Source organism: Roseobacter sp. GAI101, assembly GCF_000156335.1.
Taxonomy (GTDB): Bacteria; Pseudomonadota; Alphaproteobacteria; order Rhodobacterales; family Rhodobacteraceae; genus Sulfitobacter.
Genome location: NZ_DS999213.1, coordinates 2,047,354 through 2,063,406, shown reverse-complemented (window position 1 = coordinate 2,063,406; position 16,053 = coordinate 2,047,354). Strand labels below are relative to the sequence as shown.

General features: G+C 60.2%; 18 protein-coding genes. 17 read left to right on the top strand and 1 reads right to left on the bottom strand.

Going from position 1 to position 16,053, the window contains the following annotated elements; translation table 11 throughout:
- Positions 1-26 precede the first annotated feature (26 nt).
- From RGAI101_RS09600 to RGAI101_RS09590, 3 genes are all read left to right on the top strand, one after another.
- The gene (locus RGAI101_RS09600) at positions 27-1,259 is read left to right on the top strand and encodes an MFS transporter (protein ID WP_008228483.1); all 1,233 of its coding nucleotides are present in this window, start codon (positions 27-29) and stop codon (positions 1,257-1,259) included.
- A gap of 63 nt (positions 1,260-1,322) precedes the next feature.
- Positions 1,323-2,195, top strand: a complete 873-nt coding sequence (locus RGAI101_RS09595) for a 50S ribosomal protein L11 methyltransferase (protein ID WP_008229001.1) — start codon at positions 1,323-1,325, stop codon at positions 2,193-2,195.
- Between the two features lie 169 nt (positions 2,196-2,364).
- Complete coding sequence (locus RGAI101_RS09590; protein WP_254655264.1) at positions 2,365-2,652, top strand: hypothetical protein; 288 nt, start codon at positions 2,365-2,367, stop codon at positions 2,650-2,652.
- 162 nt (positions 2,653-2,814) lie between these two features.
- Here the strand turns inward: RGAI101_RS09590 and RGAI101_RS09585 are convergent, their stop codons facing one another.
- Positions 2,815-3,033: a DUF1127 domain-containing protein gene (locus tag RGAI101_RS09585; protein ID WP_008227272.1), complete on the bottom strand. Its 219-nt coding sequence runs from the start codon at positions 3,031-3,033 to the stop codon at positions 2,815-2,817.
- Between the two features lie 332 nt (positions 3,034-3,365).
- Between RGAI101_RS09585 and ruvC the strand changes: the two genes are divergently transcribed.
- From ruvC to RGAI101_RS09515, 14 genes are all read left to right on the top strand, one after another.
- Positions 3,366-3,872, top strand: a complete 507-nt coding sequence (gene ruvC / locus RGAI101_RS09580) for a crossover junction endodeoxyribonuclease RuvC (RefSeq protein WP_008227344.1) — start codon at positions 3,366-3,368, stop codon at positions 3,870-3,872.
- On the top strand, positions 3,869-4,534 hold the full coding sequence (gene ruvA / locus RGAI101_RS09575; protein WP_008226977.1) for a Holliday junction branch migration protein RuvA: 666 nt from the start codon (positions 3,869-3,871) through the stop codon (positions 4,532-4,534). The genes ruvC and ruvA overlap by 4 nt, the downstream gene beginning before the upstream one ends.
- Before the next feature lie 46 nt (positions 4,535-4,580).
- Complete coding sequence (gene ruvB, locus RGAI101_RS09570) at positions 4,581-5,600, top strand: Holliday junction branch migration DNA helicase RuvB (RefSeq protein WP_008227691.1); 1,020 nt, start codon at positions 4,581-4,583, stop codon at positions 5,598-5,600.
- Between the two features lie 46 nt (positions 5,601-5,646).
- Entirely contained in the window at positions 5,647-6,270 is a 624-nt protein-coding gene (locus RGAI101_RS09565; RefSeq protein WP_037229369.1) for a hypothetical protein, read from the top strand.
- On the top strand, positions 6,267-6,665 hold the full coding sequence (ybgC, locus tag RGAI101_RS09560) for a tol-pal system-associated acyl-CoA thioesterase (RefSeq protein WP_008225557.1): 399 nt from the start codon (positions 6,267-6,269) through the stop codon (positions 6,663-6,665). Before RGAI101_RS09565 ends, ybgC begins: the two co-directional genes overlap by 4 nt.
- A 120-nt stretch (positions 6,666-6,785) precedes the next feature.
- Positions 6,786-7,481, top strand: a complete 696-nt coding sequence (tolQ, locus tag RGAI101_RS09555; protein WP_008228013.1) for a protein TolQ — start codon at positions 6,786-6,788, stop codon at positions 7,479-7,481.
- A gap of 3 nt (positions 7,482-7,484) precedes the next feature.
- Positions 7,485-7,964: a protein TolR gene (gene tolR, locus RGAI101_RS09550; RefSeq protein WP_008226187.1), complete on the top strand. Its 480-nt coding sequence runs from the start codon at positions 7,485-7,487 to the stop codon at positions 7,962-7,964.
- Between the two features lie 2 nt (positions 7,965-7,966).
- On the top strand, positions 7,967-9,169 hold the full coding sequence (locus tag RGAI101_RS09545) for a biopolymer transporter TonB (protein ID WP_008226195.1): 1,203 nt from the start codon (positions 7,967-7,969) through the stop codon (positions 9,167-9,169).
- Positions 9,166-10,488: a Tol-Pal system beta propeller repeat protein TolB gene (tolB, locus tag RGAI101_RS09540; RefSeq protein ID WP_037227873.1), complete on the top strand. Its 1,323-nt coding sequence runs from the start codon at positions 9,166-9,168 to the stop codon at positions 10,486-10,488. Before RGAI101_RS09545 ends, tolB begins: the two co-directional genes overlap by 4 nt.
- Positions 10,489-10,581: 93 nt before the next feature.
- The gene (gene pal, locus RGAI101_RS09535; RefSeq protein WP_008228308.1) at positions 10,582-11,097 is read left to right on the top strand and encodes a peptidoglycan-associated lipoprotein Pal; all 516 of its coding nucleotides are present in this window, start codon (positions 10,582-10,584) and stop codon (positions 11,095-11,097) included.
- A 31-nt stretch (positions 11,098-11,128) separates the two neighbouring features.
- A complete protein-coding gene (locus tag RGAI101_RS09530; RefSeq protein WP_037229365.1) occupies positions 11,129-11,953 on the top strand; it encodes a tetratricopeptide repeat protein in 825 nt (274 codons plus the stop codon).
- Between the two features lie 4 nt (positions 11,954-11,957).
- Positions 11,958-13,217, top strand: coding sequence for a tRNA lysidine(34) synthetase TilS (tilS, locus tag RGAI101_RS09525; RefSeq protein ID WP_008228557.1), 1,260 nt, complete (start codon positions 11,958-11,960; stop codon positions 13,215-13,217).
- 79 nt (positions 13,218-13,296) lie between these two features.
- Positions 13,297-15,213: an ATP-dependent zinc metalloprotease FtsH gene (gene ftsH, locus RGAI101_RS09520; RefSeq protein WP_037227871.1), complete on the top strand. Its 1,917-nt coding sequence runs from the start codon at positions 13,297-13,299 to the stop codon at positions 15,211-15,213.
- A 109-nt stretch (positions 15,214-15,322) separates the two neighbouring features.
- Positions 15,323-15,910, top strand: coding sequence for an MOSC domain-containing protein (locus tag RGAI101_RS09515; RefSeq protein WP_008228693.1), 588 nt, complete (start codon positions 15,323-15,325; stop codon positions 15,908-15,910).
- Positions 15,911-16,053 lie beyond the last annotated feature (143 nt).

Sequence of the window (16,053 nt, the reverse complement as noted above, 5' to 3'; positions counted from 1 at the left end):
GCGGCAAGAGGCGTATTGGAGGTCGCATGACGCATTTAGTGACCCTTGAAGATGCCAAGCATCAGCCGTTTTGGCGCCGCCCCGTGGCGCTGTTGTTCTTGATGGCCTTGGCGATGCCGATCGCCTTCAACACCTGGTCGGCGCTGTTGAACAACTTCGTGATCGAGGTGGCGGGATTCGATGGTGCTGACATCGGGTTGCTGCACACGGTGCGCGAAATTCCAGGATTTCTGGCTGTTGGTGTCATTGCACTTATCATTTTCGTGCGCGAGCAGATTCTGGGGTTGGTATCGCTGGTTCTGCTGGGCGCGGCCACGGCCGTGACCGCCTGGTTTCCGTCGATGGGCGGGATTTTGACCATTACGATGCTCAGCTCGATCGGGTTTCATTATTACGAGACGGTGAACCAGTCGCTGCAGCTGCAATGGCTCAAGATTGAGGACGCGCCGCGTATGCTGGGCTGGCTGATGGCCGCGGGGTCGGCGGCGACGCTGGTAGCCTATCTGGCGATCATGGCGCTGTGGGACACGCTGTCGCTGTCCTATAATATCGTCTATCTGATTGGCGGCGGAGTGACCGTTGCGATCGCGCTATTCGCGCTGGCCGCCTATCCGCAGTTCGAAGCGCCGACGCCGCAGGTCAAGAAGATGGTGCTGCGCAAGCGCTATTGGCTCTATTACGCGCTGCAGTTCATGTCGGGCGCGCGGCGGCAGATTTTTGTCGTTTTCGCAGGCTTCATGATGGTCGAACGTTTCGGCTTTGACGTGCATGAGATCACGCTGCTGTTCCTGATCAACCTGATCGCCAACATGATCTTTGCGCCCTTGATGGGGCGCGCTGTGGGTCGTTTCGGCGAAAGGCGCACCTTGGGGTTCGAATATATCGGGCTGATCATCGTGTTTCTGGCCTATGGCGGTGTCTATTATCTGGGCTGGGGTGTTGTTGTCGCCGCCACGTTGTATGTTCTGGATCACATGTTCTTTGCCCTGGCGCTGGCGTTGAAAACCTATTTTCAAAAGATCGCCGACCCGCGTGACATCGCGCCGACGGCCGCCGTTGCGTTTACCATCAACCATATTGCGGCTGTTTTCCTGCCGGTGGGCCTGGGCCTGCTGTGGCTGGTGTCGCCTGCTGCCGTGTTCTTTCTGGCGGCGGGGATGGCAGGCGTATCGCTGGCCTTGGCAATGATGATCCCGCGCCACCCTGCACCCGGGAATGAGACGATTTTTGCCGCCCCCGTTCCAGCCGTCGCGGAATAGCCGGCCCTTGACGGGGCGGGCCCACGACCTTACGCGCCGTTTGAACCCTTTTCGGAGAGCCACATGACCACTTTCACAGCCCTGACCACCCTCGAAGGACGCAAGCCCGCCTATGCTTTGGGCGAGGCGATGGAGAACCTGGTGCCGGAGCCGACAGGCGTGGGCGTCTTTGAAATGGAAGACGGATCGGGGCTGTGGGAAGTGGGCGGCTATTTCGAAGAAGCACCCGACGAGACCGCGCTTGCCGTGCTTGCGGCGGCGATGGGGGCCAAGGCGTTTGTGGTGTCTGAGTTGCCCGAAACCGATTGGGTTGCCCATGTCCGTCGCGAACTGTCCCCGGTCGCGGCCGGGCGGTTCTTTGTCTATGGCAGCCATGACGCCGATAAGGTCCCGGCAGATTGCGAGCCCTTGCTGATCGAAGCCGCCATGGCCTTTGGCACCGGCCACCATGGCACGACGCTGGGCTGTCTGCGCGCGCTGGACCGTTTGGCGAATGACGGGATGGTTGCTCAGAATGTGGCCGACATCGGGTGCGGCACGGCGGTGCTGGCGATGGCCGCTGCACGCATCTGGCCAAATCCGGTTCTGGCAAGTGACATTGACGAGGTCGCGGTTGACGTGGCGCGGGCGAATGCGGAGGCAAACGAACTGTCAGACCGGTTGATCTGCGTCGAGGCCGCTGGCTTTGACCATCCTGACCTTGCCGCAAAGGCTCCATTCGATCTGATCTTTGCCAATATCCTCAAGGGGCCGCTTGTCGCTTTGGCCCCCGATATGGCCCAAGCACTGGCCCCGCAGGGCAAAGCGATTCTCTCGGGCATTTTGAACGAGCAGGCGGACGATGTTATCGCTGTTTATGCCGAATCTGGCATCAATCTGCTGCATAAAGAGATGATTGGCGACTGGACAACGCTAACGGTCCAAAAAATGCCCTAATTTGCGACCGGTTGATGCCCCAATTCGAGGCAAATTGTTAGCAACAAGTTGGGTTATGCTGTAATATTGAAATGTGAAAGGTGGGGGCCTTAAGCATTTTGAGGCTACCATGGTTGAAACACATCAACATTTTGGAAAACGCATCAACGATTTGAACCGGAAACACGTCATGATGGCGAACGGATATCACACGGTAATTCGCGACGACGGTCTGGTGATTGCGCGTCCCGCAAAACGCTCAGCCGGTTTTCCGTTCAAGACGTTCTTGCTTCTTGGCGTTCTGTTTTTTATATTTAAAGCGTTGGTCTTGTCCTCTGTCGGACCGGGCACTTACCAGATCAGACTGAACAAGCTGCAAAGCGGCACGGTGGTCGAACAGGCGGGGGCCTGGATGCTGGGACTGGATCCGGTGACGTTGGCGATTTCGACGAAGGTCGGCCCGATTTTTCGGGGCTGATCCGAAAAACGGTTAAATGTGGCGTTAAAATGAGACCAAGTCATTTTAGGCAGCACTTTTAAACTGCACTTTTTAACGGGAAAGCCACGCTGACCCATCGGACGGCGTGGCTTATTTTTTATCCCGGTGACCGCCCTTCGGGCGTTGTCTGCCCATCAGGGATTAACGGATAAAGTGGTTCAAGGCGACTTTATCGATATCGCCGCGTACAAGGCCGATATCGTCCAGTTCGCGGTCTGACAGCGAAGACAGGGCGTTGCGTGTGACGCGTGCATCATTCCAGGCAACGACGTTGCCGGCGATGTCGCCAAGGTGCGAGAAAAAGCGGTTGACGGCAGCTGCCGTTCCGTAGGTAGTCTGGGTGGTGTGGAAAACAGCCATTGGAGCCATCCTTCTATACTAATGTTGACAGCCGGTCGATCCGGCGTTGTGCCCATGAACTAGGCAGAATGAAAACTTCCCACAACACCCACCGGCGCATCCCTGACCTGCGTTTTCTGCATGGCAGCATTTTTGCCGGAACCCTTATTTAACAAAGCGAGATTGCAGTATCGGCGGTTGCCGTTTGATTGCGCCAAGGGGTCGTTTTCGCATCATTCCAGCCGTCGCGGCGACGAATTGTGGCCTTTGTAGGGCGGGGTGCAAAAGCCTTGGTGGATGTTCGTGTTTCGTGCTAACCCTGAAAAAACAAAAAATTCGAGGTATTCAAGCATATGATACGGGTAATCGGCATCGATCCGGGGCTGCGCAATATGGGTTGGGGCATCATTGATGTGGCGGGAAGCCGACTCAGTCATGTGGCAAATGGCGTCTGCGTGTCCGAGGGGCCTGACCTGGGGTCGCGGCTTTTGTCGCTGCACGGCCAGTTGACGCGGATCATAAAAACCTACCACCCCCAGGCCGCCGCAGTTGAACAGACCTTTGTAAACAAGGATGGGGCCGGCACGCTTAAGTTGGGGCAGGCGCGCGGCATTGCGATGCTGGTCCCTGCGCAGGCTGGGCTGGCGGTGGGTGAATATGCCCCCAACACAGTAAAGAAAACCGTCGTCGGCGTGGGCCATGCGGATAAGGGTCAGGTGCTACATATGGTGAAAATGCAACTGCCGGGCGCGGAAATCGTGGGACCTGATGCCGCTGATGCGCTGGCCATCGCGATCTGCCACGCCCATCACGGCGGGGCCAGCACCCTGGCGCAAGCCGTGGCAAGGGCCAGCGCATGATCGGCAAGATCACAGGTCGGATTGACTACCGCGCGCCTGACCATGTGCTGATCGACGTGCGCGGTGTCGGATATCTTGTTTATTGTTCCGACCGGACTTTGGCCGCCTTGCCCGGTGTAGGCGAAGCCGTGGCGCTGTTCACCGATCTGGTGGTGCGCGAGGATCTGATGCAGTTGTTCGGTTTTCAAACGCTGGCGGAAAAGGAATGGCACCGCTTGTTGACGTCGGTGCAGGGGGTCGGGGCCAAGGCATCGCTGGCCATTTTGGGCGCGCTCGGCCCTGACGGGGTCAGTCGCGCTATCGCACTGGGGGATTGGAACGCGGTCAAGGTTGCCAAGGGTGTCGGCCCCAAGATCGCACAGCGCGTTGTTCTGGACCTCAAAGACAAGGCCCCCGGCGTGATGGCGATGACCCAGACATTGGCCGAAGCCCATGGCGAGGTCGAGGCCGTGCAAGTCATTGAAGCGCCCGAGGCGAAGCGTCGCCCCGCAACAGCCCCCAACCACTCTGCCCAATCCGAAGCCTTGTCGGCGCTTGGCAACCTTGGCTACGGGCCAGGCGATGCGGCGGGGGCGGTGGCGCAGGCGGCAGGTGACATGCCTGATGCCGATACGCCGACATTGATCCGCGCGGCGTTGAAACTGCTGGCCCCAAAGGGATAGAGTGGCCGCACCGGCGCGTCTTGCGCCCAAGAGCCTTGGATAATGCATGATCGAAAGTGACCCAACCTTGCGGCCTGACCCGATGCCCGGTGATTTCGACCGCGCATTGCGTCCCCAGTTGCTGGATGAATTCGTGGGGCAGGCCGAAGCGCGGTCGAACCTCAAGGTATTCATCCAATCGGCCAAACAACGCGGCGAGGCAATGGATCACACGCTGTTCCACGGCCCTCCCGGACTGGGCAAAACCACGCTGGCACAGATCATGGCGCGCGAACTGGGGGTCGGGTTTCGCATGACTTCGGGGCCGGTGCTGGCCAAGGCGGGCGATCTGGCCGCGATCCTGACCAACCTCGAAGCGCGCGATGTCTTGTTTATCGACGAAATCCACCGGCTGAACCCAGCGGTGGAAGAAGTGCTGTACCCCGCCCTGGAGGATTTCGAGCTTGATCTTGTGATCGGCGAAGGCCCCGCTGCGCGTACGGTGCGGATCGAATTGCAGCCCTTTACGCTGGTGGGGGCCACCACGCGGATGGGGTTGCTGACCACGCCGCTTCGCGACCGCTTTGGCATTCCGACGCGTTTGCAGTTCTATACCGAGGATGAATTGTTCATCATCGTAGACCGCAATGCCCGCAAACTGGGGGCCCCCGCAGACGAAGGCGGTGCCCGCGAGATCGCTAAACGCGCCCGCGGCACGCCTCGGATCGCAGGCCGGCTGTTGCGCCGTGTCGTGGATTTCGCAGTCGTCGAAGGCGATGGCCGCGTGACGCGCGAATTGGCGGATATGGCGCTGACGCGGCTTGGCGTGGATTATCTGGGGCTTGATGGTGCGGACCGACGCTATTTGCGGATGATCGCCGAGAATTATCAGGGCGGTCCGGTGGGGATTGAGACGATGTCGGCCGCGCTGTCTGAATCGCGCGATGCCTTGGAAGAGGTGATCGAGCCGTTTCTTTTGCAGCAAGGCCTGATCCAGCGTACCCCGCGCGGACGGATGTTGGCGCAAAAGGCCTGGACGCATTTGGGCATGGCACCGCCCAAGTCCCAGACCGATTTGTTTGGCTGAGGCGACGGAGCCTTCGGCGAGGATTTTAGACCATTTGGAAGATGCGATGACACCACAGGAAATCGAAACGTTGTTCACACGGGACGACGGCAGTTTTGTGTTTGCACGCTGGGGGCGGCCGCTGTCTCCGGTGGTTTTTGGCGTCGATGATGCGACCTTGTCGGTGATCAAGGGCGCGTTGGAGGCCGTCTGCCATTTGGCGGGGCACCAGATGGCCGAGACGGACCCAGAGCTGGGCAGCAACCTGATGATGTTTTTCTTCAAGGAATGGTCTGAGTTGCCCGAGGTGCCGGGACTGGACCGGCTGGTGCCGGATCTAGGCCCTCTGGTGCAAAAGCTGGAAGCAGTCGAGGCAAATCAATATCGCCTGTTCCGCTTTGACGAGGCGGGCGCGATCAAGGCTTGTTTCGTGTTTCTGCGGATGGATCAGCATCTTGGTGCCGTGCCAGCGCAAACTTTGGCGCTGAGCCAGATCGTGCAGTCGTTCCTGCTGTGGTCCGACGGGGCGTTCAAGGACCGGTCGCCCTTGGCTGTGGCCGAGGGCGCGACCATATTGCGGCCCGATATCGCCGGGCTGTTGCGCGCGGCCTATGACCCGGTTTTGCCGCCTGCCGCACAGGACCCGTCCCACGCATTGCGGCTGTTTGCCCGGCTGAGCAAAACACAATGACCCATTGCCTGCCGATCCGCGTGTATTACGAAGACACCGACATGGCCGGGATCGTCTATTACGCCAATTATCTGCGCTATATCGAACGCGCGCGCAGTGACTGGGTTCGCGAAATCGGGGTCGACCAGCTTGAGATGAAGGCCGAGGGTGTGGTCTTTGCCGTGCGCCGGGTCGAGGCGGATTATCTTTTGCCTGCGGTGTTCGACGACCTGCTCGAGGTGCGCACCTGGGCCACGGCAATTTCACCTGCGCGCATGGTCATGCGCCAGGAGGTGTGGCGGGCCGATACGCTGTTGTTTCAGGCTGTTGTCACGATTGTGTGCATCAATTCAGCGGGAAAACCCTGTAGATTGCCAGCGAAACTCCGCTCAATCCCTGCCCAGGCGGCAGATTGACGCCATATGCCTAGCAATCAACATTGCACTCGGCTAGGATTACGTCAAATAGCGCCTTGGAAAACAGGGCCGTTGAGGCGGAACAGCCCCTAAAAGGGCGCAAAGAAAAGAGCAGTACCGATGGAAGCACAAACGCTGGCGGCGGCGAGTGAGATTGATTTCTCGCTCTTGGGTCTATTCCTACGCGCGACATTCACCGTGAAACTTGTAATGATCAGCCTGATCGTTGCGTCGTTCTGGTCGTGGTCGATCATCGTGCAGAAAATCCTGCAGTATCGCCGTGCCAAGGCCGAGGCGGAGCGGTTTGACCAGGCGTTCTGGTCGGGTGAACCGCTGGACGGATTGTACGATTCCATCGGGCCGGACCCTGAAGGGGCGGCTGACAAGATTTTCGCGGCCGGCATGACCGAATGGCGCCGCTCGCACCGCGAAGATGGCGGCTTGATCCCCGGGGCGACGGCCCGGATCGACCGGTCGATGGATGTGGCCATCGCGAAGGAATCCGAAAAGCTGCAAAAAGGGCTGCCCGTGCTCGCGACGACCGGATCGACAGCACCATTTGTCGGGCTGTTCGGGACGGTTTTCGGCATCATGCATTCGTTCATCGAAATCGCTGCCCAGCAAAACACCAGTCTGGTGGTCGTGGCACCGGGCATTGCCGAGGCGCTGTTGGCCACGGGCATCGGCCTGCTGGCGGCGATCCCCGCCGTGATCTTCTACAACAAGCTGAGCGCTGATTCAGACCGTATTCTTGGTGGATACGAGGCTTTTGCCGACGAATTCGCCACCATCCTCAGCCGCCAGTTGGACAGCTGAACCATGGCCTCAGGTGTGATGAAAAAACAAGGCGGGGGCGGGCGCAGACGGCGTCGGGGCCGCGCGCAGCCGATGGCGGAAATCAACATCACGCCTTTCGTCGACGTGATGTTGGTGTTGCTGATCATCTTCATGGTTGCGGCACCGTTGCTGACCGTCGGCGTGCCGGTTGAACTGCCCAAGACAGCGGCCACGGCCTTGCCCTCAGAGCAGGAAGAGCCGTTGACCGTGACGGTGCTGGCCGATGGCACCGTGCAGATCCAGAAAACAGAAACCGGCCGTGGCGATCTGATCTCCAAGCTGCGTGCCATCGCGGCCGAGCGCGCCAGCGACCGTGTTTTCCTGCGCGCAGACGGATCTGTACCTTATGCGCTGGTGATGGAGGTCATGGGAGCCCTGAACGGCGGCGGTTTTTCAAACATCGGGCTGGTTACCGAAACCGGTGGCCCCAAGCTTGACGGCGCGGGCGCGTCAGGCGGTTAACCATGCATACCGGGCATTACATTTCTGGTGCGGGGCATTTGGGTCTGATCGCCTTCTTGTTGTTCGGGAGTATCTTTACTGCCGACCCGGAGCCGTTCGAGATGCAGGAAGTTTCCGTGATTTCGGGCGCAGAATTCGATGCGCTGGTTGCGGCGTCGCAGCAATCCGATCAGGCGACGGACCAGACCCCTGACCAAGCGCCGGATATCTCGCAACCCGAAGCGCCGGCTGCCCCTGTGGAAGAGCCGCAGGTTGCCGCTACGCCGGATGAGGAGATCCAGCAACCACCCCCTGTCCAGACGGAAACCCCGCCGCCGGACGCCGTGCCGGAAGTGGCCGAACAGGTGCCGCCGCCCGCCGCAGAGGTCAGTGATCAGGCTCCGGAATCGCCCGAACCCCCTGCCGAGGTTGCCGTGCTGGCCCCCGAAGTGGCCCCTGTGGCGGTGCCGCGACCGGTTGACCGCGTCGCTCCCGAAGCCGTGGCCAAGCCCGACCCCGAAGCGCGCCCGGATGTCGTGGAGCAGCAGGCCGCGACCCCGGATGCGCCTGCTGAAACCGTCGTCGAAGAGTCGCAGCAAGCCACGGCGCCCGAAGAGGCGACAACCGAGATCGTGACCGAAGCAGCCGAGGCCCCAAAGGCCGCGCCGAACCAATCCGCGCGCCCGCCTGCGCGCCGCCCTACGCCCCCTGCACCTCAGGTCGCAGAGAAGCCCGAGACGCCTGTCGAAACACCGGCCAAGCCAGAGCCAAAGCCGACACCAAAGCCTGCGGCCGAAACACCGGCGAAGCCTGCTGTTGATACAGATGCGGTAGCCGCCGCCCTGGCAGAAGCGCTTGGCAGTCAGAATACCCCAGCGGCCACGGCAGCTGCGCCCTCCGGTCCGCCGCTGTCGGCGGGCGAAAAGGAATCGCTGCGCGTGGCGGTATCATCCTGCTGGAACGTCGGGTCCCTGTCTTCCGAGGCGCTGAGCACCACAGTCGTTGTCAGCGTCGCGATGAACCAGGACGGCACACCGCAAAACGGGTCAATCACCATGACAGGCAGTTCCGGCGGGTCGCAGGCGGCGGCAAATCAGGCCTTCGAGGCAGCAAGACGGGCGATTATCCGCTGTGGCGCGCGGGGATATCAGCTTCCTGTGGATAAATTTGGCCAATGGCAGAATATTGAGATGACATTTAATCCTGAAAGGATGCGCATCAAATGATTACACGACTGTTTAGCCTCTGTCTGGTGCTGCTTTGCGCCGTCGCGGGCATTGCGCAGGCCCAGCAAGGCCCCCTGCGGATCGAAATTACCGAAGGTGTGATTGAACCATTGCCCTTTGCCGTCCCTAGTTTTCAACCCGAGAGCGGCGAGGCAGGGCAGATGGCTGTCGATCTGGCCCGTGTGGTGTCGGAGGATCTGGTAGGCTCCGGCCTGTTCCGGGAAATTCCGGCCAGCGCGTTCATCTCGACCGTGAGCGATTTCAACGCGCCTGTACAATACGCCGACTGGAAGGCGATCAACGCGCAGGCGCTGATCACCGGGGCCGTCAACGTATCGGGCAACACGCTGAGTGTGAAATTCCGCCTTTATGACGTGTTTTCGGGGGCCGAGCTTGGGTCCGGGCTGCAGTTTCAGGGCACGGTTGATGGATGGCGGCGCATGGCCCACAAGGTGGCCGATGCCGTCTACAGCCGGATCACCGGCGAAGGCGGATATTTCGACAGCCGCGTGGTCTACGTTTCAGAAACGGGTCCCAAGGATGGACGCCAAAAGCGGCTGGCGGTCATGGATTATGACGGGGCGAACGTGCGCTATCTGACCGACAGCACGTCGATCGTGCTGGCCCCGCGGTTTTCCCCGACCGGAGACCGTATCTTGTACACCAGCTATGAAAGTGGCTTTCCGCGCATCTACGTTCTGGACATCGGATCGGTCCAGCGCCGCGTCCTGGAAAGCGCCGATGGCACGATGAGCTTTGCGCCGCGGTTTTCGCCTTCGGGGCAAACGGTTGTGTATTCGCTGACCCAAGGCGGCAATACCGACATCTACACCATGGATATCAACACCGGGCAGTCCGTGCGCCTGACCAACACCCCTGCGATTGAAACCGCCCCCAGCTATTCGCCCGACGGCAGCCGGATCGTGTTTGAAAGCGACCGTTCGGGCACGCAGCAGCTGTACATCATGCCCGCAAGCGGCGGCGAAGCGCAGCGTATTTCCTTTGGGGAAGGTCGCTATGGCACACCGGTCTGGTCGCCGCGCGGCGATCTGGTGGCCTTTACCAAACAGAACAAGGGCCGCTTTCACATCGGGGTCATGCGTCTGGACGGGTCGGAAGAACGCCTTTTGACGGCTTCGTTTCTGGACGAAGGCCCGACATGGGCCCCCAACGGGCGCGTCATCATGTTTGCGCGCGAAACCCAAGGGGCAGGCGGGTCCTCTTCGCTGTATTCCGTGGATATTTCAGGGCGCAACCTGAAACCCGTACGCACGCAAGAAGGCGGATCAGACCCGTCTTGGTCGCCCCTGCAACAATAAAATCGCCAGCGCCTTGATAATTCCCAATCTCAAGGCGCTGTGCTAACGTTACTTCAGCAAGAATAAACGCCACATCCCAAAAAGGCCGAGCTTATGAACCGCATTCTGACAAGTACTCTTTTGATCGCAGCGCTGGCTGTTTCCGCCTGTACCAACCCCGACCGCTTTGGGGCCGATGGCATGAACGGCGGCGGCACCATGGCCCCTGGCGGGATGATCCCCGGCAGCGCGAATGACCCGTCTTCGACCGCCTATTTCCAACAGGCCGTCGGCGACCGCGTGTTGTTCGAGGTCAACCAGTCCAACCTGACCCCCGCTGGTCAGGCCACCCTGGACGGTCAGGCCACCTGGCTGATCACCAACATCGATTATCAGGCCATCATCGAGGGCCACGCGGACGAACAGGGCACGCGCGAATATAACGTGGCGCTTGGCGCGCGGCGCGCCAATGCCGCACGCGAATACCTGATCTCGCGCGGGGTTGCAGGCAACCGTCTGCGCGTCGTCAGCTATGGCAAGGAACGCCCGATCGAAGTCTGTTCGGCCGAGGCATGCTATGCCAAGAACCGTCGCGCCGTGACGGTGTTGGCAGGCGGTCTGTCGAGCTAAATCGAAATACCAGACGGTAAGGATGATCTTTATGCGGTTCGTTGTGATGATAGCGCTTGGGCTGGCCTTCGGGCCAGTCACGGCACAAGCGCAGGATGCGCAGACCTTGGCCGATGTACGCCAGGAATTGACGGTCCTGAACGTCGAGGTGCAGAAACTGCGCCGCGAGTTGTCCACCACGGGCGGCGCGTCTGTGAACTTTACAGGCGGGTCCGTTCTGGACCGGGTCAACGCGATGGAAAGTGAACTCCAGCGGCTGACGTCCAAAACCGAAGAGCTTGAGAACCGCGTGAACCGCGTTGTTGCCGATGGCACCAACCGGATCGGCGATCTTGAATTCCGTTTGGTCGAACTTGAGGGCGGCGATGTCGGCGCTCTTGGGGCGACATCCACCTTGGGCGGCGGGGAGATGCCCGCCACCAACACCGCCCCGATCGCGCCAGCCGCCCCTTCCACCAACACAGCCGAACTTGCCGTCGGTGAAGCATCCGATTTCGAGCGGGCGAAGGCGGCGCTCGCTGACGGTGACTTTCGCACCGCCGCGGACCAGTTTGCGACCTTTAATGAAACCTACCCCGGTGGTCCGCTAGGATCCGAGGCAGACCTGCGCCGCGGTGATGCGCTTCGCGGTTTGGGCGACATCCGTGAAGCGGCCCGTGCCTATCTGGCCAGCTTCAGCGCTGATCCCGTGGGTCCCGTCGCCCCCGAAGCGCTGTACCAGCTGGGACAGTCCCTTGGGGCCTTGGGACAGGTCCAAGAAGGGTGCGTTACCCTGGACGAGGTTGCCACCCGGTTTCCCGCCAGCCCCTTTGTTCCCCAAGCGCAGGCCGAACGTGCGGCGTTAAGCTGCCAGTGACCCGATGACGGTCGATCCGGCGCGGCTGCTTGCTGACGGATTGCTCCCCGACCCGCCAAAGACCATCGGCGTTGCCGTGTCCGGCGGCAGCGATTCCCTCGCGCTGCTGCACCTTCTTCATGACTTTGCGGTAACGCACAGTTGCACGCTGCACGTCGCCACCGTTGATCATGGGCTACGCCGGGAAGCCGGAGCCGAGGCCGCGATGGTCGCCGATACCTGCCGCAGCTTGGGGTTGGATCACGAGGTCCTGCACTGGCAAGGTTGGGATCGCAGCGGCAACCTGCAAAACGAAGCCCGCAAGGCACGGTATCAGCTGTTGGCTGACTGGGGCCGCAGGCGGCAGCTTGATGTGATTGCTCTTGGCCACACCGCCGATGATCAGGCCGAGACTTTCCTGATGCGGCTGGCCCGCCGCGCCGGCGTTGACGGTCTGTCCGCGATGCCGGACCGGTTTGAACGAGAGGGCATGACATGGATCAGACCGCTGCTGGGCGCGCGCCGGGCAGCATTGCAGGCCTATCTGGAAAGCAATGGCATCCAATGGGCAGATGATCCCAGCAACGAAGACACGCGCTATGACCGGGTGCGAATCCGCAATGCCTTGTCGATTCTCGAAGGCATTGGCGTCGAGGCAGAGGCATTGTCTGTCGTCGCGCAGAATATGAGCGCGGCAAAAGATGCCCTGAACCATCAAATGCAACAGACCGCCCGCGCTTATGTGTCGCTGCATGCAGGTGCCGTGGCCATTGATGTGGCAGGATTGAATGCGCAACCGTTTGAAATCCGACGTCGCCTGATTGCCCATGCGCTGAAGTGGGTGAACGGCGCATACTATGCGCCGCGCAGTGCCGCGCTTGGCGATGTGATGGCGGCACTTGCGACGGCCCCGTCAGCCACATTGCAGGGCTGCGAACTGCGGCATCGCGTTGGAAAGCTATGGGTTTTCAGAGAGTTGCGGGTAGTGTCGCGAATGACCTGCGACATCCGAGATCTATGGGACGGTCGCTGGCGGATCGCGCCGCCCGCGCAATTTTCCGCCGACACAGGCGATCTGACCGTCGGCGCGCTTGGCGCGGACGGGCTTAAACTTTGCCCCGACTGGCGTGATCTGGGGCTGCCGCGGGGGGTGCTTTTGTCATCCCCAGCTGTCTGGCAGGGCGCGCGGCTGGTTGCGGCCCCCCTTGCTGGGACCTCGCAAAACTGGCAAGCAGTGCTCGAACGCGGCAAAGATACCTTCTTTGCCGTACACATGACGCATTGAACATGTGCCCATCGGGTCTATCTTATAGGCAACGGGCGCATCGTCTTGGTGCAGTCCCCCGGATTTAGGAGAGTTTCCTTTGGGTAATATGCGTAATCTCGCCTTTTGGGTCGTCTTGATGCTGTTGGTATTGGCGCTGTTCAATTTGTTCAGCGGATCAACTGGCGGCTTGCAGAGCCGCGAAATCAGCTATTCCGAATTTGTCACGGCCGTTGAGGCTGGCGATGTCCGCAACGTGACGCTGGACGGCGAACAGGTACGCTTTCGGCGGGCCGATGGTACCGATTATGTGACAATCATGCCGCAAGACGCCGAAGTGACGTCGCTGCTGATGTCCAATGATGTGCCTGTCCGTGCAGAGCCGCAGCAGCAGTCCGGTTTCCAGACCTTCCTGATGTCGCTGTTGCCCATTCTTTTGCTGATCGGTGTGTGGATTTACTTCATGAACCGGATGCAAGGCGGGGGTAAAGGCGGGGCCATGGGCTTTGGCAAATCCAAGGCCAAGATGCTGACCGAAAAGCATGGTCGCGTGACGTTTGACGACGTCGCGGGCATCGACGAGGCCAAAGAAGAGCTGGAAGAGATCGTCGAATTCCTGCGCAATCCACAAAAATTCAGCCGTCTTGGCGGCAAGATTCCCAAAGGCGCGTTGCTTGAGGGCCCTCCTGGTACAGGTAAGACGCTTCTGGCGCGTGCCATCGCAGGCGAAGCGGGTGTGCCGTTCTTCACCATCTCGGGCTCCGACTTTGTCGAGATGTTCGTAGGTGTCGGTGCATCGCGTGTGCGTGACATGTTCGAGCAGGCCAAGAAAAACGCGCCCTGCATCGTCTTCATCGACGAAATCGACGCGGTCGGTCGTCACCGCGGTGCCGGCTATGGCGGCGGTAATGACGAGCGTGAACAGACCCTCAACCAGTTGCTTGTCGAGATGGACGGTTTCGAGGCCAACGAAGGTGTGATCATCATCGCGGCCACCAACCGTAAAGACGTGCTTGACCCCGCTTTGCTGCGTCCGGGACGTTTTGACCGTCAGGTCACCGTGGGTAACCCTGACATCAAGGGTCGCGAGAAGATTTTGGGCGTTCATGCGCGCAAGACACCGCTGGGCCCTGACGTCGATCTTCGGATCATCGCGCGCGGGACACCCGGTTTTTCGGGTGCCGATCTGGCGAACCTCGTGAACGAGGCTGCATTGACAGCTGCCCGCGTAGGGCGTCGTTTCGTGGCGATGATGGATTTCGAATCCGCCAAGGACAAGATCATGATGGGGGCCGAGCGCCGGTCGATGGTGTTGACCCAGGACCAGAAAGAAAAGACGGCCTACCACGAAGCAGGCCATGCAATCGTCGGCATGAAACTGGACAAGTGTGACCCAGTCTATAAAGCCACGATCATTCCGCGCGGTGGTGCCTTGGGCATGGTGATGAGCCTGCCAGAAATGGACAAGCTGCAGATGTTCAAGGATGAAGCCGAACAGAAAATCGCCATGACCATGGCGGGCAAAGCGGCTGAAATCTTTAAATACGGCCCTGATAGCGTTTCCTCGGGTCCGATGGGCGACATCATGCAGGCCAGCCAGCTTGCGCGTGGCATGGTGATGCGCATGGGTATGTCGGACAAGGTCGGGAACATCGATTATTCCGAAGCAGCGGCCGGTTATCAGGCCAATGGCGGGGCAGGCGGCTTTAGCGTCTCTGCCGCGACGAAAGAACTGATCGAAAGCGAAGTGAAGGCGATTATCGACACCGGCTATGATCGCGCGTTCAAGATGATTGCCGAGTACGAGGAAGAATTCGAGCGTCTGGCCCAAGGCCTGCTGGAATACGAGACCCTTACCGGCGAAGAAATCCAGCGCATCATGGATGGTAAACCGCCGCAGGATCCTGACGGAGAAGACACCAGCGGCATGGACAAACCCAGCGTCACGTCCATTCCCAAGGCCAAAGGCAAGAAATCGCCCCCGTCCGGTGATCTGGAGCCTGAACCTACAGCCTGATCTGTGTTATCTAATCGTTAGAATTGAAGATATTGAAAGGCCCTGCATCTGCGGGGCCTTTTCTTTTGTGTGGGTTTTACGCAAATTTCCCCCAACAAGGAGAGACCTCATGCCCGCGCTGATCCCCACCGACCATTATGCGATCATCACCTGGCTGGGCATCGTCCCCGACCGCGCTGCCGCGTTGAAAGCGCAATCGCGAGAATCGCTGAATTTAAGCTTTGCAGGACCTGAAGGCGAAGACCACGGCGGTCTGACGCGACCCTCGTGCAGCCGTGTGCTGTCCCAGCATCCGCGCGATACGGTGATCCGCAACACCCGCCAGATGTGCGTGATGAGCGCCGAGGAAATCGCCGCCATCGCCGCCGGAATGGGTATCGCATCGCTGGACCCGGTCTATATGGGGGCGACCATGGTGATTGAAGGGATTTCCGATTTCACCCATGTGCCCCCGTCTTCGCGGCTGCAGGGCCCATCCGGCGCGACCATCGTGATCGACATGGAAAACCGCCCCTGCACCCTGCCGTCCCGAGAGATCGAGGCAGACATGCCCGGGCTTGGCAAGGCCTTCAAGCCAGCCGCAAAAGACCGTCGGGGTGTTACAGCCTGGATCGAACGCGAAGGTATCCTGCAAGTCGGGGATCGTTTGCGGCTGCATGTTCCTGACCAGCGGGCCTGGGCACCGTCGATGATCTGAACCTGCGGTTTTAAGCTGCCAGAGGTCGGGTTAGGTCGTTAAATACGGTTTTGAGACGTCGTTTGCGATGATTTGTGTTGCAAGATACCGCGGCCATCCGCTGTGGTTGAATGCCGTCACATGACGTTAGATGCCGAGTGCGA

Coding starts and splice junctions, on each gene's coding strand:
- RGAI101_RS09600 (WP_008228483.1), top strand. CDS start 27: ATGACGCATTTAGTGACCCTTGAAGATGCCAAGCATCAGCCGTTTTGG.
- RGAI101_RS09595 (WP_008229001.1), top strand. CDS start 1,323: ATGACCACTTTCACAGCCCTGACCACCCTCGAAGGACGCAAGCCCGCC.
- RGAI101_RS09590 (WP_254655264.1), top strand. CDS start 2,365: ATGATGGCGAACGGATATCACACGGTAATTCGCGACGACGGTCTGGTG.
- RGAI101_RS09585 (WP_008227272.1), bottom strand. CDS start 3,033: ATGGCTGTTTTCCACACCACCCAGACTACCTACGGAACGGCAGCTGCC.
- ruvC (WP_008227344.1), top strand. CDS start 3,366: ATGATACGGGTAATCGGCATCGATCCGGGGCTGCGCAATATGGGTTGG.
- ruvA (WP_008226977.1), top strand. CDS start 3,869: ATGATCGGCAAGATCACAGGTCGGATTGACTACCGCGCGCCTGACCAT.
- ruvB (WP_008227691.1), top strand. CDS start 4,581: ATGATCGAAAGTGACCCAACCTTGCGGCCTGACCCGATGCCCGGTGAT.
- RGAI101_RS09565 (WP_037229369.1), top strand. CDS start 5,647: ATGACACCACAGGAAATCGAAACGTTGTTCACACGGGACGACGGCAGT.
- ybgC (WP_008225557.1), top strand. CDS start 6,267: ATGACCCATTGCCTGCCGATCCGCGTGTATTACGAAGACACCGACATG.
- tolQ (WP_008228013.1), top strand. CDS start 6,786: ATGGAAGCACAAACGCTGGCGGCGGCGAGTGAGATTGATTTCTCGCTC.
- tolR (WP_008226187.1), top strand. CDS start 7,485: ATGGCCTCAGGTGTGATGAAAAAACAAGGCGGGGGCGGGCGCAGACGG.
- RGAI101_RS09545 (WP_008226195.1), top strand. CDS start 7,967: ATGCATACCGGGCATTACATTTCTGGTGCGGGGCATTTGGGTCTGATC.
- tolB (WP_037227873.1), top strand. CDS start 9,166: ATGATTACACGACTGTTTAGCCTCTGTCTGGTGCTGCTTTGCGCCGTC.
- pal (WP_008228308.1), top strand. CDS start 10,582: ATGAACCGCATTCTGACAAGTACTCTTTTGATCGCAGCGCTGGCTGTT.
- RGAI101_RS09530 (WP_037229365.1), top strand. CDS start 11,129: ATGCGGTTCGTTGTGATGATAGCGCTTGGGCTGGCCTTCGGGCCAGTC.
- tilS (WP_008228557.1), top strand. CDS start 11,958: ATGACGGTCGATCCGGCGCGGCTGCTTGCTGACGGATTGCTCCCCGAC.
- RGAI101_RS09515 (WP_008228693.1), top strand. CDS start 15,323: ATGCCCGCGCTGATCCCCACCGACCATTATGCGATCATCACCTGGCTG.